The following is a 21,997-nucleotide window of genomic DNA, read 5'->3' on the forward strand; positions in this document are numbered from 1 at the left end:
CAGTTGAGTCATCGACCTTGACCTTGCCCCTCTTATCTAATCCGGTTTGAAGTTCGTTCTGGCCCATCGAGAGGACCAGGACATGAAACGTAGCCGCTTCTCTGAAGAGCAGATCATCGGAATTTTGAAGGAACATGAGGCCGGGGTATCGGTTGCCGATCTGTGCCGCAAGCACGGGGTCAGCGACGCCTCGATTTACAACTGGAAGGCCCGCTTCGGCGGGATGGATGTCTGCGAGGCTCGGCGACTGAAGGCTCTGGAGGACGAGAACACGCGGCTGAAGCGGCTTCTGGCCGACGCCATGCTCGACAATGCGGCGTTGAAGGATCTTGTGGGAAAGAAATGGTGACGCCCGCGGCCAAGCGGAAACCTTTCCAGCGACCAGATCGATCAACTTCAACGCCGACTGCAACGGACCAGGCGATCAAGGAAAGGTGCATCATGAAGCATTCGCGGAGCCGACAATAGCCGACGCCATTCTCGACCGGATCATCCACAACGCCCATCGCATCACCCTCGAAGGCGACAGCATGAGAAAGCAAAAAACACCGCCGCCCTTGACCGGCGCCGAAAACGGCGAAATCAATCGCAAATGACTTCAACCAGGCAACCGAGCGCCGACCCCATCCTGCTGTCCGCGAATTAGTGAAACTGCTGTCCGCGATTTAGCGGAACGACTGTCCCGTTTTTGCGAAATACGCACGTCCGACGCAGCTTGCGTTGACAGAGGCGGTTTTACGCGCAGTTGCAATAGCACTTCCGCCGGCCTATTTTTGTGGAGTTCAATTGTGGTTCGGCCAAGGGCGCTTTGGGCGCCGGACCGGCCCCGTGTAAACCTCATTAAAGAGAGACGAACCCTGCCATGGAAGAATTCTTATCGCGCATCGCCACTGGTGCCGGCATCGGCCCGGCTCTCGCAGAGAAGGCCGTTGGGTTAATGCTGGGTTTCCTGCAACGCCACGCGGCCGACGGTCCCGTTGCGCGCATGATCGCGGCCATTCCCGGAGCTTCGGAATTAGTGGCGAAGTATCATGGCAACGACCCAGAGGGCGGAGGCGGCCTCATGGGGCTCGGCCAGCAATTGATGAGTGATGGTCTCAGCATTCTAAAGATCGCCGCCATCGCCAACGAGACGATCGCCTTCGCCAAGGAACATGCCGGCGACGAACTCGTGGACGAGGTCCTCAATTCCGTTCCTGGCCTTCCCCAGTTCGTCTGATCAGCGGCAGCCGGGGGCGCATGACCTCGTGCGCCCGTGCCGGCCCGTCTGCGCAGGTAGGCATTCTCCGCCGAGCGCTCCGTACCGATCTCGCCAGACCACCAACCGCCGGGCACGCGAAGCGAGCGTTGGAGTACTTCATTCGTCTGTCCCAAAATCGACCGCAGGCGAACCGATGTGTATAACTTCCGGCGGTAAGGGTTTATCGTGAACGCTTTCGATGAAGCCCGCGAGATAAGCAAACGTATTGTATTTCTCAAGAACCAACCGCTTCGCCTCTTGTATTGCGCCGCGACGCTCCTTCCAGAGGTCCGAGTCGATGATTTCTTGAATTTTTTGGATTACGTTCTTGTCCTCTGGGTCAATCAGAACCATTGAGTCGGAAGGGAAGAACCTCGTGATTGCCGGGCTGCCGTAATAGATCGGCATTGTTTCAGCAACGAAGCAGTCCATAAGCTTCTCTGTAAAATAGTAATCAGCACGAGTATTCTCGAAAGCTATACTGTAACGGTACGGTGCGAGTGCGTCCCATTTATCTCCAATCAGCCGAAAACCTCGGCCGAACAGGTCAAAGTCGAGCTCCTCTCTCAGCCGTTCCAGAAACGCCAGCCGATATCGATGCCCTTTAAGCAGGGCGATGTTACTGGTAATCCATGAGAGCCGAAGCGGCTTGTCCACGACTTCGCTGACCAGAAGTTGGTCATATGTCTTTGTTACAGACCAAGACCGAGTGATAGGTGGAGACAAAACGAATCGGCGCTCTGCATTCTGCCGAGCAGCCAGCTCTGCGTCAGACGTCAGGACGATGGTATTTTTCCCCTGCCCTTCATGAAATGCGCGATGAGCTTTCGTCGGCGGTTCGCCGATTGCAAAAATTGTCCTGTTTGGACTCGCCTCGATATCAACAGGGAGCCCAAAAATAGAAGCAGAGTTAAAGACAATATGCCAATCGGGCGCGAAGGATGTCCTGCGTACAAAAGCGACATTGTTCCAGATTCCACTGCCCTTTGGAGTGAGATGGTGGATTGCATCATCCAAAACGCCCCAAGAATCCAGACATGTAGCAACAATGGGCGCCGGACGTTCCGTCAACAATTTGGTCGACAAAGCAGTTCCACCCATTCACTTCCGTTGGACCGGGAGCAACTCGTGCATCGGGCGCAAGACCTCTCTGCACCTGAAATAGCTCGCGATCCTGATCGGTATCAAACACACGATTCTGTGCGACTTCGCGATTCTGTGCGACTTCGCGCCATTCGACAACTCATCTCTAAGACCGCGGGAATCCCTTCACTCGTGAAGGTACTCAATCGCCATTTCGGATTGCGGTAAGATTGGGCAGCATAAACCTTCCGGGACCCGCTGTCGAGGCAATTGTCGCTTTGCACCTAACCAGGTTCTTCCTCACTTTGTGTGGTGATCAGGCCGGTTGAGTGGCAGCATGCGTGCCCTCTAAAATATGGAAGTTGACTACATTCTTATTATTAATCGGGATATACGACCAGTTTAGAGGCGGCTCGCCTCTCACAGGCGACGTTTGCAGCGGCGACGGCAGATCGAGATATTGGCGGGTTGATGCCGGGGCTTTGTCCGAAATCTGTGGTCCGATTTCGGACGAAGTGACGGTCAAGATGTCCGAAATATGCTACGAATTTCGGACAAGCTTCATACACAAAGCGCCGCGGCTTTGCCCGACATCATCGATATCGTCATGCAGATGGGCGATGCCGACCTAGCCTCGTCCCCTCCCCTTCCAGCCATTGCCAATCCCAGCCTGCCTGCGCAGCTTGAGGCGCTCGCCGGCCGCGCGCGCGATTATATCGAGGCGGCGAGTTCGGCCAACACGCGCCGCGCCTACGCAGCCGACTGGAAGCATTTTTCGAGCTGGTGCCGGCGCCAAGGCATCGAGATGTTCCCGCCCGATCCTGAGGTCGTCGGGCTCTATATCGCCGCCTGCGCGTCAGGTACGGCCACTGGCGACAAAAAGCCCAACACCGTTTCAACCATCGAGCGCCGGCTTTCGTCGCTCTCCTGGAATTTTGCCCAGCGCGGCCAGCCGCTGGACCGCAAGGACCGGCATATCGCCACGGTGATGGCTGGCGTTCGCAACACCCACGCCTCCCCTCCCCGGCAGAAGGAAGCGATCCTGCCCGAGGATCTGATCGCATGTTCGAGACCCTCGACCGCGGCACGCTGCGTGGTCTGCGCGACCGCGCCATGCTGCTTTTGGGTTTCGCCGGCGGCCTTCGCCGATCCGAAATCGTCGGCCTCGACGTCGGCAGGGATCAGACCGAGGACGGGCGCGGCTGGGTCGAGATTTTTGCCGATAAGGGTCTGCTTGTCACATTGCGCGGCAAAACCGGCTGGCGCGAGGTCGAAATCGGCCGCGGCTCCTCCGACGCCACCTGCCCTGTGGTCGCTCTGCAGACCTGGCTAAGACTGGCGCGCATTGCGCACGGACCGCTGTTTCGGCGCGTTGCTGGTCAAGGCAGAGCCGTCGGTGCCGATCGCTTGAACGACCAGGAGGTCGCACGCCTGGTCAAGCGCACGGCGCTCGCCGCCGGCGTGCGCGGCGATCTGTCGGAGGGCGAACGGGCCAAGAAATTCGCCGGCCACTCACTGCGCGCCGGCCTCGCCTCGTCGGCCGAGGTCGACGAACGCTATGTGCAAAAACAGCTCGGCCATGCCTCCGCGGAGATGACGCGAAATTATCAGCGCCGGCGCGATCGTTTCCGCGTAAATCTCACCAAGGCGTCCGGGCTCTGATGCCCCCGTTTTGTCCGCTGGGATGAGGCGGTCAGATCTCAGGCGATAACAATTACCTCATCGAGCACAGCGAGCGCTGTGTCCAGACTATCGGCGGCCGACGCTTCGTAGTCAGGCATGATCATCAACTGCGTTATGGCACGGCCCACAAATTCCGGGTTTAGCTTTTCCAACCGATCCTTGGTCCGGGAGACCTGTTCCGGGAATGCGCGCAGATTGAAGCGAACAAATGACGAGGTCTCTTATCCCCGACACGAATAGCTCGCGATCTCATCGGGATTTCCCTTACCGCCATAGGCAGCTTGAGTGGGATAAGCGCAGATCGGCTGGTGCTTGCCGGGGAATGCCTTGCTGCCAGCCGCGAGAGAATCCGGAGCCTTGTCTTGGTTTATCCAGCCCTCGATGGCGGCCAAAGGATCAAAGTCGTCGAAGGCTTGGCCATCGCCGCAGTGGGTCATCCCCGGGATTATGAACATGCGCACGAAACGGCGAGTCGCTTCCAAATCGCCGCCGCTTGTGACCTCGACGACTTGCTTGTACCAGCGCACCAGATCGTTGGCTGAGAAGACCGGATCGGAAAGTCCCTGAAACAAGAGCAGCTTTCCACCGTGGGCAGCGAAGCTGGCGAGATACGTGCCGGTCGCATCATTGAGCTTGGCCGTATCCGCAACGCGTGCCGGATCCTTGTCGAAGTCGAACTTCAGGGGGTCAAAATTCGGCGCCGGGGGCGTCATGAAGTAGTATTGAAGCGAGCGGGCTCCCAGAACGATGTTATTTGCATCCGACTGGGAAGTGGGGGAATTGCCCAGCTTCCACATTCTCCAGTCCGCGCCCGCAACGCCCGTATCATATGGCCAATCGCTGTAAAGCTTTTCGCCATCGGAGCTTTCCGGACCCGCGAACGCGCGGCTCATGGACTGCACTTGACCAGCCGTGAGGCAGCTGTCCGTCTTATCGCCTTGGCAGGACAGGACCTTTGGGTCGAACCGGCACTGCTGCCAGGCGTTGATGACGCCATCCTCAATGCCATCGCGGGCATCACAGGCAGCGAGAACCGCCTTGGCGACGATGTTCAGATCCTGCTGGGAGAAGGCGCGGGATAGAATAGGATGGCCGGCCTCATCCTTGGGAGCGATGCTCATGTACTGGCGAGTATCCCAGGCTTCGGCAATGTTGGCGGCACTGAGACGAAAACCCGGGCTACCTGCAACAATGCCGTCGAACTCGAGCGGATATCGCTGAGCCGCTATCAACGCCTCACGACCGCCATTCGAGCATCCCATGAACACCGACTTTTTCGGAGCCGCCCCATAGAACTTGGCAATCACCTGCTTCGAGACCGAAGTGACTTTGCCAATGGAGGCGTACGCAAAATCAATGCGTGCGGCTTGATCGACCCCGAAAGCCGGATCGGGGCTTGGGTGCCCGCCATCCATGCTTACAACAGTGTAGCCGCGCAAGAGCCCGGGAGCCGCGGTCGAGTTCCGGCAAGGAATGGTCCCGACGGCCGGCGCCAGGAAGCCATCAACTGCGCCGCCGCCCTGGAAAAGGAACATGTCGTTCCAGGTCGTCGGAAGACGCACCTCAAACCGGGTGCCATATGATTGACCATCGACCCCCTGGCGTTTCCCGATAACACCTCGGACAAGGCAGTGCCCGCCCACTTTTACCGCCTGAGGCGAGGCGCCGGTGAATGCAGTGAAGGGATCTGCGGGGATCTCCTGCGGCTTTTGAAGGCTAGCCTCGGTAAAGATCACGCTTGGAATTTTGAGCTTGGCGATGGACCGGCACGCCTGATCCGACGCGTTTGCCGCCAGTGCAGGCGCACATACACATATGATCGCCAACATCAGTGCCAGCGTGCACCCGCGGTCCCGCAGCTTGAGCCCGTTAGCCAAGAACATACCCATCCTCCCTGGATGCGCCCGATAGCCCGAAAGCTGATCGCATTGGTAGCTAGTTGTGAGCTTTCAGTAGGTTGTCCATCCGGTCCGAACCGGGAAAGCTGAGATTGTCGAAGCTTCAGTGACTCCAGGGGGACCGGATGAACATCCATAAGAATACCGGTCTGACGCCGCTCGGTCGAGAGCGGATTTTTTGCGCCTGGGCGCGCCGGCAGCACCTCGAGGTGTTGCCGCCTGATCCGCAGACCGTCGGCCTCTACATGTGCATCCAGAAAGGTTACAGGAGACAAGAAACCAAACTCTGTGGCGACGATCGAGCGCCGTCTCTCCTGCCTGGCGTGGAATTATACGCAGCGTGGCGAGCCGCTCGATCGAAAGGACCGCCATATCGCCACCGTGCCCGCCGGCATCCGTAACAGCCACGCAAAACCGTCTGTGCAGAATGAGGCCATACTTCCCGAAGACCTGATCGCCATGCTGGAGAGGGTGCTCCGCAAGACCCATCAGGTCGCCCCAGGCCAGAGCAACCGGCTGGTCCCCGGGGAGGACGAAACGGTCGACCACTCCGCTTGTTCGACTTGTGTTCGGGCGACTATCCCGGCTTCTATGCATCGCGCTTCGGCGCGGCGAGCTTTGTCCAACGCGCCAAGCCTTTGAACCGAATCGCTGTAGACGGAAGTCGCGGCGAGCTTCGCGTTGTTGATCGGAGCATCGAACCAGGCGTCGTATCCGCGGTATCCACCCCATCGTCTGTCGCGCAATCTGTTGGCGAGCGCGTCCTCAGCCGTTCGATCGCGGCCGTCTTTGCCGCAAACTATTATATGGCGGCCGCCGATGCCATTCGGGCGCGCAATATCTCAGGTGTTGAAGGATCGTCGATCAGTTTTCCGATGTCTTGGCGGGCCGCGATGATCTGCACATGACCCTGCAAAGATTGCGCGTAGTAGGAAATACTGGTGCAACTGGTCACCCCAGGCGTCAGGATAATCGTAGAACCAATCGAACGAATGCACGCATCGCGGTTTGCCTACAGCACTGCTCTCCTGTCCCGATAGCGCAAATTCGCGGTTACTCCGGCCACGAACAGTCGGACCAATTTTATTTGTAGGTTAGACCTTCGTCCTCGGCAAGATTGGCCAAGCGATGACTCGCTGCTGAATTGCCGGCCCGCGCGTGATGAGCGCGAAGGCGTCAGGTAGCCCCCGCCGTCAAGACTCAAGCCGCAACGCAATCAGGCGGGAGTGCCTTCCGCTAGGTGGGGATGGACTGGCCGCCGAAATCAGAAGCAGCAAGCCTGGAGCATAATGGAAGACCTCGACCATGTGAAGCAGGCCGTGAAGGGCGACCTAGCCTATTTGCAGCCACCTGCTCAAAGCCGCGACATGAAGCCAGCCGCCAGCCTGCTAGTCGACAGCAACCGTTCAGCTTGCTGCCGCCGACCGCTTGAAAACGATGGTCACCTTCGTCCCTTTGTTGGCGCTGGACTCGACGGCTAGCTGCGCCTTGGCGTTCTCGGTCAGCGATCGCGCGATCAGCGCTCCGAGCTTGCCTGGTTTGGGCCACACGTCGCCTTCCGGCAGGCCGATTCCGTCGTCCGACACTATAACCCGGCAGCCGTCGCCATCGACGACGCTGTGCAGTGTTATCGTGCCGCCATCGCGGCCCCGGAACGCATGCTTTAGTGAATTGGTCAGCAATTCGTTTACGACCAGCCCGGCCGGCATGGCGACGTTTATTGACACCGGATATGTATCCACCTTCATATCCAGCCGGATTCCCTCGACCGCATGCGAGCTCATGACCGCGGACGCGATCTGGCTGAGATAGACGCCAAGGTCGACCTCCTCCTTCGGCTCGTCGGCCGTTAGCGTCTGGTAGAGGATCGCCAGAGCGTCGACGCGACCGGCGAGCCGCTCAAACCGTCTCCGGTCGGCCTCGGTCGCGTTGCGGCTTTCCAGCCGGATCAGCGCGGTGATCATCTGCAGGTTGTTCTTCACCCGGTGCTGCAGTTCGCGCAGCAGCGTGTCTTTCTCGCTGACACGCTCCTCCGCCGAGCGCTCATCTCCCGCCTCGCCATGGGCGGATACGTCGACCAGGGCCACCAGTCGGAAGCACACCTTGCCGTTGTCGTCTTCGATCACGTTCGAATAAACGTCGACGATCGCGGGTTTGTCCTCTCCGCGCTCCAGCTTGAAGGTGCCGACCAAATCGGTTCCCTCGACCACGGCCTCGGCAAGCGGCCTGTCCTTTTGCTGATGGAGGCCTTTGCCCAAAAGGGCTGCCCAGTTTGCTCGTGTGAGCCTGGCGGCTGTCAGGCCTGACAGTTTCTCGAATTCCGGATTGGCGTAGACCACGCGCTCTTCACCGGCAAGGTCCGAAACGGCTATGGCGATCGGCACCTGGTCGAGGAATTTCTTGAACTGTTCGCTTTCCAGTGCGGTTGCAAGGTCAGGTGTATCAAGTAACTGCTCGACCGCCTCAGCCTTCTCTGAATCCGATGTCATTTGCGCGCCTGTTCTGTGCGGATGATATCAACAATGCGGCGAGCCCGCCATCGCCAAAACTGGAGCTGCATCTCACGTTTCGCATCACGCATCTGACAACCAGCTCTGCATAGCGTAACGGCCGCACGTCTAGCATTGCGACCGGCCGAAGGAGAGCGGCAAGGATCGGCTACAATCCAGGTGCCTAGAATGTCGAAGCGACCGGTCAAGTGGGTACGCTGCGGAAGATCGATAGAGCAGGCATTCAGGGAGAATGAGTTCGCGTGCCGGCCTCGGCGATACGTGCCGACACTGTCAACCTCATGACCGCATGCGGGCTGAAAGAGCAGCGCTTCGCTCCAGCGGTAATTCAGGCCGCTAGCTGCCTAACTGCGGCAAGCCCATCGATCGTGTATGTTGAGACGCTATTGCCGATGCCTAAATATCGAACCCGTCATGGCAATCGTTGTGACGGGAAGCGCTCGCTTATGGGCTGTGCTGGAATGCGCATGAAGTATACGCCTGTGCGCCGCTTCGTTGATCTCTTGGCCTTCGAGGAAGTCGTCAACTCATCGTATGTGAGACCGGCACGAGGTTCTCCAGGTCGGCGGTCGGGATCTTTTCAACAAGATCAGACGGAGCGCCCAGACACACTGCCAAGGCGCGAACTCTGCGCTTGTTCAGCCCGGAAAGAGGAAGAATGTCTGCGGCACCATCGCCGAACTTGGTGAAGAAGCCCATCAAGGCCTCGGCTGCTTCGAAGCGACTTCTGAAAAAGAAGTGTGGGTTTGCTCTCATACCCTTTGCTGAAAAATGTTGTGATAGAGCGCATGGAATGCCACGCGCTTCGAATCGGAGTAGCCATCCGGGAAGCCTGAAGCCCCTTTGAAGCGCATGTCCGGCAGCTATTCATAGCGTGGATGACTTTGATCGAAACAAACGATTTCATAACTCTTCGGAAATCTTGCATGGACAAAAGCACGTCCGCACCGGTCACCCATCCAAAGGAGAAAATCTTCCATGCGCCCTGACGTGCAGTGGAGGTCGTGCCGAGAAGTGAGTTGCAACTGGCCGATCATGTCGGCGGTTCGACGCTAGTCGTCCCCAATGTTCCTGAGCTGCGAAGTCTTGCAGGCGAGCCAGCTGCCCAGCGCGATTCTGCTTGTGGCGGGCTTTTTGCCGCAGGCAGTCCGCTCGTTTGGGCAGCGGATTGGAGACCCGGCCGGCAGCGCTACCATACAACATCAGCGCACTTTACATCTACGCGGTATTGCCGGGCTTCCAGTCGGTGCCATGTTTGGCCGACGAATGACGCGATACGGCCTCCTGCACAAGCGAAGGCGTTATCGGATGTGCGACCGGGAAGCAGGCGGACAGTGCAGCACATGTCAGTCGCCTGTGCGACGGTCTTTCGGGGAATGAAATCGGGCCAGTTCACGGCGCGGCATTATTCGTCAACAGCCGCCCCTTCGCAAGGATATAGGCAGCCCGCGTCACAAGTTCGTGCTGCAGATGAAAACGGCATCGCCGGCATGCAAGTCAGCAGCCGCTCAAGATTCGATGATCCAGCCAAGCTCTCGGCGTCATGGAACGGCAGGCGCCACGATCGAAGCATCTCATGTTGATTCAGGCGGACCCTTATGAGGCGTTCTTTGATGCCGGTGATGCCTGACAGGCGGTTGCAGCTGCAAGCGACAACGCGGCCTATTTAGTTGGAAACGGTCTGAGGCAGGCCAATTTGGCTTGCCCGTCACTATGTGGAGAAAGAAATGCTGTGTCTAGGAATTAGCGGCGGACTTGACCAAGTCCATGAAAACCGATTCGAGCTTCGGAACGCCTTTATGCACGATGGCGCCGCGGTGCTCGTCCGAGACGGACGGGTGATAGCAGCCGTCGAAGAGGAACGCCTCAATCGGATGAAACACTCCAACAAGCTCCCAATTCGTTCGATTCAATACTGTCTGTCAGCGGCGGGGGTTCAGCTCAACGACATTGATCGTGTCGCGCTCTACGCCAGCGAGCCCTATGCCAACGCCATGCTTGAAGGTATGTCCGCATCCCACCCGGACATTCTCTCCATTCCGTTGGATGCTAAAACGTTGGTGCAGGATCTGTTAACGCGTGAGTTCGGCACTAAGTTGGACAGTTCGCGTATTTCATTCGTAAGTCATCATCAGGCGCACGCCGTGAGCGCCTTTGCAATGTCGGGCTTCGAACAAAGTCTCATTCTAGCGATTGATGGCTCTGGTGATTTCCTATCGGGCCTCTTGGCGGTAGGGTCTGGCACAGAAATTACGCAACTCGAGGCTTTCCCCGAGAACAATTCTCTTGGGCTGTTTTATCTCGAGACGATCCGCTATCTCGGCTACGGCTTGTTCGACGAGTATAAGGTAATGGGACTCGCGCCCTACGGCGACCCCGCTCCCTATCGCGAGCTCTTCGAGCAGTTCTACGAGCTCTCCGCCAACGGCGGTGGCTACCGTGTTCACCTCGACCGCATCGGTCCGGCGTTGCTCCGCAATATCGAGGTCAGGCGAAAGGGAATGCCCTTCACCCAGCAGCATCGAGATGTGAGTGCGTCACTGCAGGAAGCGCTTGAGCGGATCGTGTTCCACATTCTCCGGCATCACCGTGAGGCCACCGGCATGAAGCGGTTGTGCCTGGCGGGGGGGGTGGCCCACAACTGCACGATGAACGGTAAGCTGCTGTATTCAGGGCTTTTCGAAGACATTTTCGTGCAACCCGCGTCTCACGACGCTGGCTGCGCATTGGGAGCTGCGCTGATAGTCTCTAACGAGATGGGCCGCCCCGCGCCGTGTGAGCGACTGCAGGAGGTCTATTGGGGTCCTGATCTCGGGAGCGAGCGCGCCGTGCAACAGGAACTGAATGCATGGGCCGGACATCTCGAGGTTGAACGCTCTGATGACGTGGCAAGCAGTGCAGCCGACTGGATCGCCAACGGCGCCGTGATCGGCTGGGTGCAGGGTCGTTCGGAGTTTGGGCCACGTGCGCTGGGCAACCGCAGCATTCTTGCCGACCCTAGGCCCGCCGCAAACAAGGACCGGATCAATGCGATGGTCAAGAAGCGCGAAGGCTATCGGCCCTTCGCGCCATCTGTGCTGGAGGAGGATGCGAGCGAATTTTTCGACCTCCCGGACGGTAGGCACGAATTTCCATTCATGAATTTCGTCGTTCGCGTGCGTGACTCAAAGCGCGCCTTGCTCGGTGCCATCACGCACGTCGACGGTACCGCTCGCCTGCAAACAGTATCGCGCAACGCCAATCCCGCGTACTGGGAGGTCATCAATGCGTTCAAGAAGCGCACAGGCACTCCAATTCTGCTCAATACGTCCTTTAACAACAATGCCGAACCGATCGTGGATTCGGTTGCAGACGCGATTGCCACCTTTCTGACGACAGAGCTGGATGGACTTGTGGTCGGGCCCTTCCTGGTAAAAAAGCGGGCTGCAACGCTGCAGGATTGGACTGCGCTTGCGGTTTCGTTGCCGCCCTATGTGTCCCTCCATCAAACCCGCGCTTACAAAGCGCCAGATCGTCGGGAGACTCACTGCGAGATCAGCACGACCCACTTCAGCAGTGACAGTGTACGAATTTCACACGACTTGTTTAATCTGCTGATGCGGATTGAGGGCGAAGCCGTGTTGGGAGATCTCCTCAATACAATTGCGCCGGATCAGGCTAAGCGTGAAGCTCTGATGGAGGGCCTGCGACGGCTGTGGGAGCAGCGCCTCGTTCGATTGCATCCCTCACAAGCTGCTCGCATGGATCAAGACTGCGATCAAACGCTGGACCAGCATAACAGGCTCTCAGCGTGATAGAGGTGCCGCTATCCAAGCTCGGCGAATAATGGTGTTCATCGATGCCGCCTGCCACCTCACCGCTGGCAGGCAGTCGACTTCATCACAGGGTTGATTCGTCCACTTCACCTTGGACGACCGGACGCGCAGAAAAAAGCGGCTGCGGCGGGTCCTTGCTAGCGACCGTGATGCGGGACCACAGCGACAGGGCGTGCCCGAGACGGTCAATGCGGCCGGCGGTGTCGTCGCCGGCGGCGACGGTCGCATTCAGGATCAGCATCGACCAAAGAGCGAGGCCACTGCCGTTATGCTCCGAGATCTGGGGACGGCGGCTTGGCGATCACCGTCTACTCGGCGTTGCCGAACTCACTGCATGCGAGACCGTGACGAAGCCCTTCACATTGCGGGTCGGGACATAGCTGGCTTTCTTGGCGCGCTACCATCGCTAGAGATGCAGACTTCGCCCAACAGCTCCTGCTGGAGCGCGGCTTGGATCTGATGGCAGAATTCTTGCGGAGACGCGGACAAAGTGGGGAGCACTCCAACCTACACACGCGTCACTGGGCTATCAGTGTTGACCGTATAATCTTCGGAATGGCAATGGCATATTTTACAAAGCACGACGGCAATCAAATTATATACCGCAGCTGGGAAGAGCCGGAACAGTCAAGCGCAAGGATGAGAATTTTGGTCCTCAAGCTTGATCATGTCGGCGACTTTTGGATGTCTCTAGGGCCTCTAAAGGACCTTCGTCAGCGTTTTGCGCATGCCCACATTACGCTGGTGGTGGGAAGCTGGAACATCGCTACTGCAAAACAGTTCGACCTCGCCGACGATCACGTTGCTTTTGACTTTTTTCCTCGCAACCCAAAAGTCAAAACGCGCAAAGAAGCCGCGGACATAAGGCCGCTGCTGACCGGCGAGTTTGATCTTGCCATTGATATGCGTGTTCCGGAAGAAACAAGGCCGATCTTGCTTGAAGTTCCCGCCAGGCACCGTGCAGCGATAGTTGATCCGTACAGCATGCATCAGATCGATATTGCGATAGCGCCATTCAATCTGAAACTGCGCAGAACCATTTTCTACAAGCTGGTCCAAAAAATAGGGCTTGCTAACAAAATCCCCCGTAGATGGCTTGATTGGTTCATTGACCGTAAGCAGGTGCGTCTCCAGCATGTGTCAGAAATCCTCCTCTTTCTGGTCGCAAAGGCAGCTGCCTATTTCGAAAGCGGAGCGGGTCACCCACAGAATTCGACTACAGGCAATGCCCCGATTGTCGTGGCTCCGTTCTCCAATTCCAGCCTGCGAGATTGGCCCATTGAAAGTTTTGGCAAAGTTGTCGCTGCTCTTTCGATCCGTGGTGAGGTGGTCCTCGTTGGCCGTGGCGAATGCCTGGAAGCGCTTGAGGAGGTTGCGAAGATAGCTAGGGAACGTGGGGCCGCGAACATTCGGACGGCTGTCGACTTGTCAGAATTGGAATTCAATTGTCTCGTGAATTCGGCCGCGCTCGTCGTTTCGAACAATTCAGGCACCGGCCATGTCGCTGCCCAGCTTGGCCGCCCTACTATCGGCATTTTCACGGCGTCACATCTACCGGAGATTTGGGGGTTTCGAGGTCCCTTGGTCAGCATGCTTATGAGTGTTATTGAATGTCGCGGATGTGGTCTGGACCAAGTGCGGCATTGTCCGGTCAAAGTCCGATGCAAGTTCGACATCACGCCGGATCTCGTGATTGCCGAGGTAAACGCCTTGATGAATCATTGTAAGGGTACGGCACAAGCTTAGTGGCTCGCGGTCACCACAACCGCGATTGCCCAGCCCTTGTCGCTGATTCAATCGCTACAATCATCTAAAGGCCGAAATTCAGAATCGAATCGACTTGTTCGAAGGACCGCAGTGGCGATGTCACATTGGCCGACAGGTGGCATAGAGCGGCGCCTGAGAATGAAAGTGCCGCCGCCCAGCCTTCATAGCCGTTCCTCCTTTGTTGCGTGACGGCCCGAAAGTCGCCATCGCGTCAGATGTTCATCAGGTTCGGGATAGCCGGGGCTCGTCCGGCGACAGTCATGGCAGCGACTTCGCTTCTGGACCCGCTCATCCGGCCGCCAAAAACAAATGCGCTTTCTAAGCCGTAATTGATCCGCCGGAGCTGACCAAAGCCACCTTGCTCTGGGTTGCGGCAATGGCGACTGGGGCGAGAAGCCGAGAAGAACCGATGCGGCGAGAAATCCTGAGACCATCCGCCACGAGACGTCGCCAGGGAACGTAGTATTGCGTTCCGCGTTACACTAACGTATATACGTCCGCAGCACAGGAGCGCGCCATGGCCACCACACCCACCAGGAAGGAAGCACCCGTCTCGATGCGGTTTCGCGACGATGATCTCACCATCATCGACCGCGGCGCGGAGCTGCTCGGCCTGTCGCGCACGGAGTTCATGCGGCGCGCCGCGCTGCACGAGGCGCAGGCGGCCATCCTCAACGAAACCGTCATCCGCGTGTCCCCGGAAGCCTATGACGCCTTCATGCAGGCGATCTCAGCCCCGGCCGCTGCGCCCCCGGCGAAGGCGGCCGAGCGGCTGCGTCGGTCCCCGCCCTGGGACCGCTAGGTGGCGCTTTCAGGCATCGAACTCCTCGACGACGCGCACCGCCTCGACAGCTTCGATTGCGGCAAGCCGGCGCTTAACGCTTGGCTGGCCGGCTTCGCGCGAACGAACCAGGCCCGCGGGTTTACCCGCGTCCTGGTCGTTCACGACGAGGGAACAGTCGTCGGCTATTACGGCCTCGCGCCGGGCGTGATCCAGCCAAATAGCGCACCGCGCGCCATCCGCACCGGACGCCCGCCCGATCCGATCCCCTGCCTGCTGATCGGACAACTCGCCGTCGACCACCGCTATGCCGGACAAGGCGTCGGTAGCGGCTTGGTCAAGGACGCGCTGTATCGCTGCGTCGCCGGCGCCGACATCGTCGGCGGCCGCGCGGTGGTGGTGCGGGCGATCGACGCCGAGGCAGAGCGCTACTGGCAGAGCTGGGGCTTCATTCCCGCGCGGGACAATCCGTCGGTGCTCATGCGCTCGATCCAGGACGTGAGCCTCTGGCTGGCCGACAAAGGCCACTAGCTCCGCGCGCGTAGCGCCTCCGGAAGCGGCAGGTCTGCGCGCCGGCCTGCCGCCGACCGGGCTCTAGTTGCGGCGTCCCGCCGCTCCCCGAGCCGGCTTCGCCGTCTCGGCGTTCGGGTGACCCCTCACGCAGGGCCAGAGGGAGACGGCGGTCAGAGCGAGGGAGCCCTGGAGAGAAGGGAAAGTCATGATGTCGATGATATTCATAGGGGGTTCACGCGAGATATTTGAGCTGACGGAACCTGCCATCGCTCGGATCCGCCCAATCGTTGTTGCCGTGCACGGCGTGCTGATTGGCGACGCGTCTGGAGCCGATGCCGAGGCGCAGGGCCTGCTCGCGGGCTACGGCTACAAACATGTCGGGGTCTTCCATGCGGCCAAGGAACCCCGCAATGATCTGGGCGACTGGGCTGCCTACCGGGTCCCGTCTCCTGAAGGTGCTAGAGGATACTGGATCTACGCCGCCAAAGACCGGGAGATGGCGCGCGCCGATTTTGGGATGACAGTCTGGGACGGCGCATCACCCGGCACGGCCGTCAACGTGCTTCGGCTCGCCATGGCGAACAAGCCGAGGTCATCTACGATCTGGCCAGGGGCAGCATGGCGACTACGCACCATGTCGTAGACTGGTGCGCCATTGCTCCGCGATGCCGGTCCAGACATTCGGCGCGCCAAGCCGAAGCCCGCATGACGCGAGGCGAGCGCCTGGCGTTGCCGGGATGATGGACGCGCGGTCCCGGCGGGTCCAACGCGATAGGCTTGATCCGGCCCCGCGCCCCCAACTCCACTTGTATGAACGGCCGGGGCCGGCCCTTTTCGAAACCGGCTCACCGCCGCGTGGCGTTGTGCAGGATGATTGTCTTGACCCGTCTCGCATCTGAAGCGGGTGCAAGCCTGCCGCACATGCCGCTGCTTGGTCATGCGAGGCATCGCTACCGTGGGGCGTGGCGTTCGCCGATCTCCAAACCGCTGTGCCGCCATACCGAACACGCAAGGCGGTTTAACCGCCAGGCTGCTGTCTGGGTGGAGATCCGCCTGATCTAAAGCGTCACCCACCCGACGGACAACATCTCACGACGCGCCGAGCAGCTTGGCCAAGAATCCGCACTGGCCGATCTCGCGCTGCGTGCGATCGCCTCCTCGATAGCATTGGAGCAACACCTTCTTGAAATCGGCCTCTGCCGGCAATTTTGTCGTAAAGCTCATGGTGGCGACTCCCGCACGCGCGCAGGACAGCCGGCAGATCGCGCATCTTGGCGATCAACCCTGCCATTCGGCCCGTCGTTCTTCTTTATTCCAATGGAGATCGTAATCAGGTCCGGCCGGTCACGGAGTGAAGTGTTCTCCCTTCGAGCAGCCACGTCGGCGCCGCTCAGAATCTTCGACGAGCGCGCCATGACAGCATCGATCTCCGCAAATTCTTGCCAGCAGATCGTCCTCACATCATCATGCCCTTGGCTTCAACCGGGCTGGTGCCCTCCCCTTCCCGGCTTTTTGTCCCGACGCTCGGGTCGCGTCGCCCGGCCCGGTCAAGGCCCGGCGCGATTGGTCGGGTCTCATGCCCAAAGCTGCCTCGGTGCCAGTAGCGGCACCGCATGGCCCCACCCAGGCTTGCGCCAGTAAAGCGTCGGCGAGCCAGCATCCGACGGTGCGTTCGAGCGATCTCATTCGGCGGCCATGATCGCGCACGTCACCATGCTGCAGCGGAAAGCTGCCGAAGCTCGTCTGGCCAGGTCGCTGACCGCCTCGTCGTCGCGGGCGACGACCGAAATCTTCCCCACCGCAGCGAGGTTTCTCCCGTTAGAAGATCCTGAGCGGGATGGGCAGCCAGTTCACGCCCGGCCAACAGCATCCGGCCCGCGGGGCCGACCTTGTCTCCCGGTCGTGTGAGCAAAAGAACATCGCGAAGTGCGGCTTCATCCTCGACGCCGCGAGCCTGCTTCGCCGTACCGCGGCCGCCGAAAGCCGTAGGCGCTGTCACCAGGCGCCAGCCCACCTCTCTAGCTGGGGACCATCTCATCGAGCGCGCCGGTGGCCGCACCGGCAGTGATTGCAATGTCCTCAATGCGCCGCAACTGTTTGGGTCGGGGGCAGCCCTGCGCAACCAGGCCGGCACCGCCGTCGTCGGCGCGGCTTCCGTGGCATCGGGAAGAGTACCGTGGTGGCGCAGGAGGGTTTTGGCTCAGAATCATGGAAGACGATGAACTGATCGCGGCGCTTGTTGTAGAGCGAACGATGAGTCTTGCACGACCAGCCATTTATCCCTCGCCAAATCAATGCCGCGGGCAATTAGCAGGCGAACTCCGTCCGGACTGAGTACCCGTTCAACGCGGGCAAAAGAAGTTGTGTAGCCATGTCACGAAATGCTTGGCCCGCTTCTCTGCCGGCCGATGGTCCATGAAATCCCCTCCCCACCCACGACACCAGACACCTCCTTGCCAATATGCCGATCAAGCACCGGCCGCCATGGCACCAGCGTGAACTCGCGCGATTTCTCGATGACAGCGTATTTTCCGCCGCCGAGCTCGACGGAGCGGCGGAGCGTGCCTTCTATTCGATCTCCACTCTGGGCTTGAGAATAGGGCAGACCGAGTTCGTTCGACAACTGGCCGGCTACGCGGTTCAACTCGCGTTGGCGCAGCATCGAAAGCATGTTGGCGCGATAGACGATCCGGTCCTGCTCTTCCCGAGCAAGACCTTGCGCAATCAGCCACTGCCGTCGCCGGCCTTGCGCCTCTCGGACATCGCGGCCGAAACCAGAGCTGTGCAAGGCCTCCGGTATGTCGGAAACCAGCTCTCGATCGAGCCAGGTGGCGCCGTCGAAGCTGACTTGTTGTTCCAGCGGCGTCGATGAGAGCTTGTCAACCGTGACAGGCTCGGCCCCGGCCCGCTGACGCTCGTAGTCAGACACACGGTCGAGATGATCCGGTGCGACGATCCAGGTGCCGTCCGGCTCGCGCTCGACACGACCGGTCGCCCGGCGGATCGCCTCCAGTCGCCGCACGTGCGTTTCGGCAAAGCGTTCGGTGGCCGACGGGTCATGCTTGAGATGGATATCGATGCTGTAGCGCCCGTCATGGGCCGTGGCGATCTCGGCAATTGTGCGGTCGACTTGCCTTGGCCCGGTGTCCCTCGGCGTGACCCGCACTATGCAGCCCTCTGGCGTCGGTTGGGTTGCCTCGCCTTTGCCGATATCAACATAGTGGCTTTTGCCGTCCACGGCGTCGACGACGAGGTAATGGCGGTCAGTGATTTCGTCGGCCAGGCCGCGCGCAATGATGCGGCCGACGACAGGCTGCATCTGCTCTGCAGATCGATCATGGACAACATAGTCGGCGGCACTGCGGGCGAGCCCCTTGCCGGTCAGTTCGCGGTGCATGGTCTTGATGATGTCGCCCCGCTCGCCGATGCGGCGCAGTGTCGCTTCAAGCTCGCCATCAAGGCGCCAGTGGCCCGAGCCGACTTCCTCAGCCAGACCCATCCGCTCGAGCTTGCGCAGGCGGCCCTGGTGCAGCGTCTGGCGAAACGTGTCTCGGCTGGCCGGTGAGACATGCCCCTCATGGTCGCGCATGCGGAGCAGCTGCCGATCGATGCTGGTGAAGCGTTCCCGCTCCATTTCCTGGCGCAGGCGTTGCACGATCTCGCGGTCCGTTCTCGGGCCAAGGTCGAGGCTGACCAGCTCGGCCGCCCGTTCACGGATTCCAGACGAGATGTAGTCCCGCGCGATGACGAGGTTTTCGTCGCGGTCGTCCTTGCCGCGGACGATAATATGGGTATGCGGATGACCAGTGTTGAAATGATCGACGGCCACCCAGTCGAGCCTAGTGCCGAGGTCTTCTTCCATCTGCGCCATGAGGCGCCGCGTGAGCGGCTTCAAGTCATCATACTCGATGCCGTCTTCAGGGGCGACGATGAAGCGGAACTGATGCCGGTCGCCATCGGCACGATCGATGAAGGCCTTGCCATCAACGCGGTCGCTGTCGGCGCTATAGAGCTCGCCAGGCTCGCCTTCGCGGGTGACGCCGTCGCGCTGGAGGTAGCGAAGGTGTGCACGTGCCCCGTCAACACCCTTGCCGGCCAGCTTGACGATACGCGCCTTGACGACGGCGCGCCGCTGCCGAAACGCCGCGTGGGGGTCGCGCGCTCTGAGAACGGCGGCAGCAGCCCCGCCGCGCCCCGCCCGGCTTCCGATGAAGCGGCCACGGCGACCGCTGCCGCCGCCGGCTCGGTTGATCGCGGCGCGGATCTGGCCGGCGAAACGCTTGCCTGCCTTCGAGCCGCGCGATCCGATTTTGCCCAGGCTCGGCTTGAACTCTTCATCCTGCATTGAGCCTCCTAGCAATCTTAAGCAATATCAGAGGTTTGTCGGCAGCAGCTCTCCTGACGCTGAAGGCAGCCTCCGTGGAAAACGATGTGCAGACAAAGACTTCGCCGCCTCCAGGAGGCGATGCCTTTATCTTGCCTTCCGCGGACCTGCCTCCCTGCCTCCCTGCCCCGCCCGACCCACGGTACCCCTGCCCTCACCTGCGATCCGGCCGGCCTGCCCCTGCTCGCTCCGATCCGAGCGGCACCACGATTTGGCCATTCGGATCGGTCGCGGAAACACCGTTTCGCAGGAAAAACAGCGACTGCCCGGACGGGATTTCCGGCGCTTTTCCGGAACGGGATTTGCCGGTGAACGCGTCCATGTCGGCGGCCGCGATCCCCGCCGCCTTGAGCTCTTCCAGATACGAAACCGTCTCGCTGGGCAGCGGTCGCCCACGCTGCAAATGCTGTTCGTAGCGGTCCGGCCCAGCGTTATAGGCGGCAAACAGGCCGGGAAAGCCGAAGCGGTCATACATGGCGCGCAGATAGGCAGTACCTGCCAGAATGTTATCGCGAGGGTCGTGCGGATCGGCTCCCAGGCCAAGCTCTGCGCGCATCTCCTCGTAGGTGCCGGGCATCACCTGCATGAGGCCAATAGCGCCGGCGTGTGAGGCGATCGGCCGTCCGTCCAGCATTGTCTGCCCCCGGCTTTCGGCATCCATGACGGCATAAATCCAGGGCTGTGGAATGCTGAAACGCCGGCTTGCTTCGGCTATCAAGTGCTGCCATCGTTGGAGCTGCGGACCACGGGAGATGGCGGCCGGCTGAGCGTCGGTCGCGGCGGAACAGGCGCATGGCGCTATCGCGACCATGCCGAGCATCAGGAGGGTTACTCGGTCCATAGCGGCACGAGCCTCCCGGCAATATTTTCGGCCGGCACCGGCCCGAAATAGCGGCTGTCGAAGGAGCGGTTTCTATCGTTGCCGAGCAGGAAAAACTCGTCGGCGGCGAGCTTGCGGCAGGCATTCCACCAAGGCAGCGGACGGTGCTGCGTGTCGGTTGCCAGCCGGCGCGCGACAATCTCGCCGCCGATGATGATGGCGTCGCCGAAGGCGCAGACATGCTCGCCAGGCAGCGCGGCAAGGCGCTTGACCAGCGGTACATGGCTGGGCAGATAGAAGCGTTCGGCGGCGAGATCGGCGACCGGTTTTGGCGGGCGGACGAGCACCAGATCGCCACGAGCCGGTGATCCGGACGCGACGCGATAGAGGCCGACCGGCGCACTGGCCGAGGCGTTCCAGACCAGCCAGGGCGATGGCTTGTCGAAAGCGGCGAAGCCGATCAGGCTGAGGCCTGCACTAGCCACGGCGATCGTCTTGCGCGCCCGAATGCGCCGCAGATGGCTGCCGATCAGACGGATGGTGGGACGCCGGCTCATGAGCGGCCTCCCTCACCGGCCGAGCCGGAATCGTGCCCGGCATCCTCGGGCCTGGTCTCCTGCGCGCGTCCCTTCGACCAGTCGTCGAGCTCGTCGATGTGATAGCGGACATAGCGGCCGTGCTTGCGAAATTGCGGGCCGCCGCCTTTGAGCCGCATCTTCTCCAGCGTGCGCTGGGACAGCCCGATATAGAAGGCGGCCTGCGCGGTATTGAGAAACGGACTGCCCTTCTTCGCGCGGGCCGCGCGTTCGTTTTCGTCGTCCATGATGATCCTCGTTTCGCTACGGACAAGCGAAGGCGAGGATCGGCGAGCGAGATCGTTTCGGGGACGGGCGAAGAGTGGGGGGCGAGTTTTCGCCGCCCCCTCCCGAAAGAGCCCCGCGCCGGTTGCGGCGCGGGGCTCGAGGCTGGCGGTTCAGTCGACCGGGTTCCAGATGATGGCGTATGTGTCGTCGTCATCCTGGCCGGCGGCGCGGCCGAGATTGGCGTAGAGCTTGCGCGGGCCGAACTCCGGGGCGGCAATCGACAGGCTCACATAGTCCTTGCCGGAGGTCTCGCCGGTGCGGATCCAGCCGGCCCCTACTTCGACCCCTTGCGTCAGCACCCGGAAGTCGGGATGGGTGTCGGCGCTCTTTGCCTGATTGGGCACGATGTCGATGTCGGCGCGGACGCTAAGCGTCTTGAGCTGGCCCTTGTAGCCGCCGTTTTCCTGTTTGGTGACGTATCCGATCGCGGTCATTTTCAGTCTCCTTTTTGGTGCTCGCCGGGGACCATTCCCCTGCGATGGCGAGACCGTGATGGGCGCGTCCGGACCGCGGAACCGGGACGGCCGCAGCGATAGCGGAGGACCCGAGCGGACAGCTTTTTTGAAGCGAAGCGGCGCGAGGAAGCCGCCGCAGGCGGCGGGGAAAAAAGCTGCTGGCGAGGGTTTCGGGCGGGCCGGAT

At 60.5% G+C, this 21,997-nt stretch carries 19 protein-coding genes and 5 pseudogenes; 11 read left to right on the forward strand and 13 right to left on the reverse strand.

Annotation, left to right across the window (positions count from 1 at the left end; translation table 11 throughout):
* Nucleotides 1-82: 82 nt before the first annotated feature.
* From NKJ91_RS22710 to NKJ91_RS22720, 3 genes and pseudogenes are all read left to right on the forward strand, one after another.
* A pseudogene (locus tag NKJ91_RS22710) lies at nucleotides 83-369 on the forward strand (transposase); the annotation flags it as partial.
* Between the two features lie 71 nt (nucleotides 370-440).
* Nucleotides 441-596: pseudogene (locus NKJ91_RS22715) on the forward strand (ATP-binding protein); the annotation flags it as partial.
* Between the two features lie 266 nt (nucleotides 597-862).
* Entirely contained in the window at nucleotides 863-1,219 is a 357-nt protein-coding gene (locus NKJ91_RS22720; protein ID WP_352457361.1) for a hypothetical protein, read from the forward strand.
* 138 nt (nucleotides 1,220-1,357) lie between these two features.
* Here the strand turns inward: NKJ91_RS22720 and NKJ91_RS22725 are convergent, their stop codons facing one another.
* On the reverse strand, nucleotides 1,358-2,326 hold the full coding sequence (locus NKJ91_RS22725) for a glycosyltransferase family 10 domain-containing protein (RefSeq protein WP_352453731.1): 969 nt from the start codon (nucleotides 2,324-2,326) through the stop codon (nucleotides 1,358-1,360).
* Nucleotides 2,327-2,861: 535 nt separating this feature from the next.
* On the opposite strand from NKJ91_RS22725, the pseudogene NKJ91_RS22730 reads away from it, so the two are divergent.
* Nucleotides 2,862-3,985, forward strand: a pseudogene (locus NKJ91_RS22730) (site-specific integrase).
* Nucleotides 3,986-4,227: 242 nt separating this feature from the next.
* Here the strand turns inward: NKJ91_RS22730 and NKJ91_RS22735 are convergent.
* Nucleotides 4,228-5,889: a tannase/feruloyl esterase family alpha/beta hydrolase gene (locus tag NKJ91_RS22735; protein WP_352457362.1), complete on the reverse strand. Its 1,662-nt coding sequence runs from the start codon at nucleotides 5,887-5,889 to the stop codon at nucleotides 4,228-4,230.
* A 191-nt stretch (nucleotides 5,890-6,080) separates the two neighbouring features.
* On the opposite strand from NKJ91_RS22735, the pseudogene NKJ91_RS22740 reads away from it, so the two are divergent.
* Nucleotides 6,081-6,390 (forward strand): annotated as a pseudogene (locus NKJ91_RS22740) (integrase); the annotation flags it as partial.
* Nucleotides 6,391-6,392: 2 nt separating this feature from the next.
* On the opposite strand, the gene NKJ91_RS22745 reads toward NKJ91_RS22740, so the two are convergent.
* From NKJ91_RS22745 to nadE, 4 genes and pseudogenes are all read right to left on the reverse strand, one after another.
* Nucleotides 6,393-6,650: an aminopeptidase gene (locus tag NKJ91_RS22745; protein WP_352453904.1), complete on the reverse strand. Its 258-nt coding sequence runs from the start codon at nucleotides 6,648-6,650 to the stop codon at nucleotides 6,393-6,395.
* 56 nt (nucleotides 6,651-6,706) lie between these two features.
* Complete coding sequence (locus NKJ91_RS22750) at nucleotides 6,707-6,859, reverse strand: aminopeptidase (protein ID WP_352453905.1); 153 nt, start codon at nucleotides 6,857-6,859, stop codon at nucleotides 6,707-6,709.
* Between the two features lie 451 nt (nucleotides 6,860-7,310).
* Nucleotides 7,311-8,393 carry a sensor histidine kinase gene (locus tag NKJ91_RS22755; RefSeq protein ID WP_352457363.1) on the reverse strand — a complete coding sequence of 361 codons (1,083 nt, stop codon included), beginning with the start codon at nucleotides 8,391-8,393 and terminating at the stop codon, nucleotides 7,311-7,313.
* A 404-nt stretch (nucleotides 8,394-8,797) separates the two neighbouring features.
* A pseudogene (gene nadE / locus NKJ91_RS22760) lies at nucleotides 8,798-9,128 on the reverse strand (NAD(+) synthase); the annotation flags it as partial.
* Nucleotides 9,129-10,141: 1,013 nt separating this feature from the next.
* Here nadE and NKJ91_RS22765 point away from each other — a divergent pair.
* Nucleotides 10,142-12,208 carry a carbamoyltransferase family protein gene (locus NKJ91_RS22765; protein WP_352457394.1) on the forward strand — a complete coding sequence of 689 codons (2,067 nt, stop codon included), beginning with the start codon at nucleotides 10,142-10,144 and terminating at the stop codon, nucleotides 12,206-12,208.
* 85 nt (nucleotides 12,209-12,293) lie between these two features.
* Here NKJ91_RS22765 and NKJ91_RS22770 read toward each other — a convergent pair whose 3' ends face one another.
* A complete protein-coding gene (locus tag NKJ91_RS22770; protein ID WP_352457364.1) occupies nucleotides 12,294-12,470 on the reverse strand; it encodes a hypothetical protein in 177 nt (58 codons plus the stop codon).
* 320 nt (nucleotides 12,471-12,790) lie between these two features.
* Here NKJ91_RS22770 and NKJ91_RS22775 point away from each other — a divergent pair, with 320 nt between their 5' ends.
* The 5 genes from NKJ91_RS22775 to NKJ91_RS22795 all read left to right on the forward strand — a co-directional run bounded on the left by NKJ91_RS22775 (nucleotide 12,791) and on the right by NKJ91_RS22795 (nucleotide 16,352).
* Entirely contained in the window at nucleotides 12,791-13,975 is a 1,185-nt protein-coding gene (locus tag NKJ91_RS22775; protein WP_352457365.1) for a glycosyltransferase family 9 protein, read from the forward strand.
* 538 nt (nucleotides 13,976-14,513) lie between these two features.
* Nucleotides 14,514-14,798, forward strand: a complete 285-nt coding sequence (locus tag NKJ91_RS22780) for a type II toxin-antitoxin system TacA family antitoxin (protein WP_352453587.1) — start codon at nucleotides 14,514-14,516, stop codon at nucleotides 14,796-14,798.
* Nucleotides 14,799-15,308: a GNAT family N-acetyltransferase gene (locus tag NKJ91_RS22785; protein ID WP_352457366.1), complete on the forward strand. Its 510-nt coding sequence runs from the start codon at nucleotides 14,799-14,801 to the stop codon at nucleotides 15,306-15,308. It abuts the gene before it with no gap.
* A gap of 190 nt (nucleotides 15,309-15,498) precedes the next feature.
* Nucleotides 15,499-15,933, forward strand: coding sequence for a hypothetical protein (locus NKJ91_RS22790; protein WP_352457367.1), 435 nt, complete (start codon nucleotides 15,499-15,501; stop codon nucleotides 15,931-15,933).
* A 236-nt stretch (nucleotides 15,934-16,169) separates the two neighbouring features.
* Nucleotides 16,170-16,352, forward strand: a complete 183-nt coding sequence (locus tag NKJ91_RS22795; protein WP_352457368.1) for a hypothetical protein — start codon at nucleotides 16,170-16,172, stop codon at nucleotides 16,350-16,352.
* A gap of 27 nt (nucleotides 16,353-16,379) precedes the next feature.
* On the opposite strand, the gene NKJ91_RS22800 is transcribed toward NKJ91_RS22795, so the two are convergent.
* From NKJ91_RS22800 to NKJ91_RS22830, 6 genes are all read right to left on the reverse strand, one after another.
* Nucleotides 16,380-16,514: a hypothetical protein gene (locus NKJ91_RS22800; RefSeq protein ID WP_352457369.1), complete on the reverse strand. Its 135-nt coding sequence runs from the start codon at nucleotides 16,512-16,514 to the stop codon at nucleotides 16,380-16,382.
* 1,150 nt (nucleotides 16,515-17,664) lie between these two features.
* On the reverse strand, nucleotides 17,665-19,635 hold the full coding sequence (rlxS, locus tag NKJ91_RS22810; protein ID WP_352457371.1) for a relaxase/mobilization nuclease RlxS: 1,971 nt from the start codon (nucleotides 19,633-19,635) through the stop codon (nucleotides 17,665-17,667).
* A 193-nt stretch (nucleotides 19,636-19,828) separates the two neighbouring features.
* Nucleotides 19,829-20,515 (reverse strand): lytic transglycosylase domain-containing protein, encoded by a 687-nt coding sequence (locus NKJ91_RS22815; RefSeq protein ID WP_352457372.1) that lies wholly within the window; start codon nucleotides 20,513-20,515, stop codon nucleotides 19,829-19,831.
* Complete coding sequence (lepB, locus tag NKJ91_RS22820; RefSeq protein WP_352457373.1) at nucleotides 20,503-21,051, reverse strand: signal peptidase I; 549 nt, start codon at nucleotides 21,049-21,051, stop codon at nucleotides 20,503-20,505. The genes NKJ91_RS22815 and lepB overlap by 13 nt, the downstream gene beginning before the upstream one ends.
* Nucleotides 21,048-21,317: a helix-turn-helix transcriptional regulator gene (locus NKJ91_RS22825; protein WP_023679653.1), complete on the reverse strand. Its 270-nt coding sequence runs from the start codon at nucleotides 21,315-21,317 to the stop codon at nucleotides 21,048-21,050. The genes lepB and NKJ91_RS22825 overlap by 4 nt, the downstream gene beginning before the upstream one ends.
* Before the next feature lie 150 nt (nucleotides 21,318-21,467).
* A complete protein-coding gene (locus NKJ91_RS22830; protein WP_023672372.1) occupies nucleotides 21,468-21,791 on the reverse strand; it encodes a DUF736 domain-containing protein in 324 nt (107 codons plus the stop codon).
* Nucleotides 21,792-21,997: the final 206 nt, after the last annotated feature.

Origin of the sequence: Mesorhizobium sp. M0040 (genome assembly GCF_040323505.1) — a bacterium.
GTDB lineage: Bacteria > Pseudomonadota > Alphaproteobacteria > Rhizobiales > Rhizobiaceae > Mesorhizobium.

Coding starts and splice junctions, on each gene's coding strand:
- NKJ91_RS22720 (WP_352457361.1), top strand. CDS start 863: ATGGAAGAATTCTTATCGCGCATCGCCACTGGTGCCGGCATCGGCCCG.
- NKJ91_RS22735 (WP_352457362.1), bottom strand. CDS start 5,889: ATGTTCTTGGCTAACGGGCTCAAGCTGCGGGACCGCGGGTGCACGCTG.
- NKJ91_RS22755 (WP_352457363.1), bottom strand. CDS start 8,393: ATGACATCGGATTCAGAGAAGGCTGAGGCGGTCGAGCAGTTACTTGAT.
- NKJ91_RS22765 (WP_352457394.1), top strand. CDS start 10,142: ATGCTGTGTCTAGGAATTAGCGGCGGACTTGACCAAGTCCATGAAAAC.
- NKJ91_RS22770 (WP_352457364.1), bottom strand. CDS start 12,470: ATGCTGATCCTGAATGCGACCGTCGCCGCCGGCGACGACACCGCCGGC.
- NKJ91_RS22775 (WP_352457365.1), top strand. CDS start 12,791: ATGGCATATTTTACAAAGCACGACGGCAATCAAATTATATACCGCAGC.
- NKJ91_RS22780 (WP_352453587.1), top strand. CDS start 14,514: ATGGCCACCACACCCACCAGGAAGGAAGCACCCGTCTCGATGCGGTTT.
- NKJ91_RS22790 (WP_352457367.1), top strand. CDS start 15,499: ATGTCGATGATATTCATAGGGGGTTCACGCGAGATATTTGAGCTGACG.
- NKJ91_RS22800 (WP_352457369.1), bottom strand. CDS start 16,514: ATGAGCTTTACGACAAAATTGCCGGCAGAGGCCGATTTCAAGAAGGTG.
- rlxS (WP_352457371.1), bottom strand. CDS start 19,635: ATGCAGGATGAAGAGTTCAAGCCGAGCCTGGGCAAAATCGGATCGCGC.
- NKJ91_RS22815 (WP_352457372.1), bottom strand. CDS start 20,515: ATGGACCGAGTAACCCTCCTGATGCTCGGCATGGTCGCGATAGCGCCA.
- lepB (WP_352457373.1), bottom strand. CDS start 21,051: ATGAGCCGGCGTCCCACCATCCGTCTGATCGGCAGCCATCTGCGGCGC.
- NKJ91_RS22825 (WP_023679653.1), bottom strand. CDS start 21,317: ATGGACGACGAAAACGAACGCGCGGCCCGCGCGAAGAAGGGCAGTCCG.
- NKJ91_RS22830 (WP_023672372.1), bottom strand. CDS start 21,791: ATGACCGCGATCGGATACGTCACCAAACAGGAAAACGGCGGCTACAAG.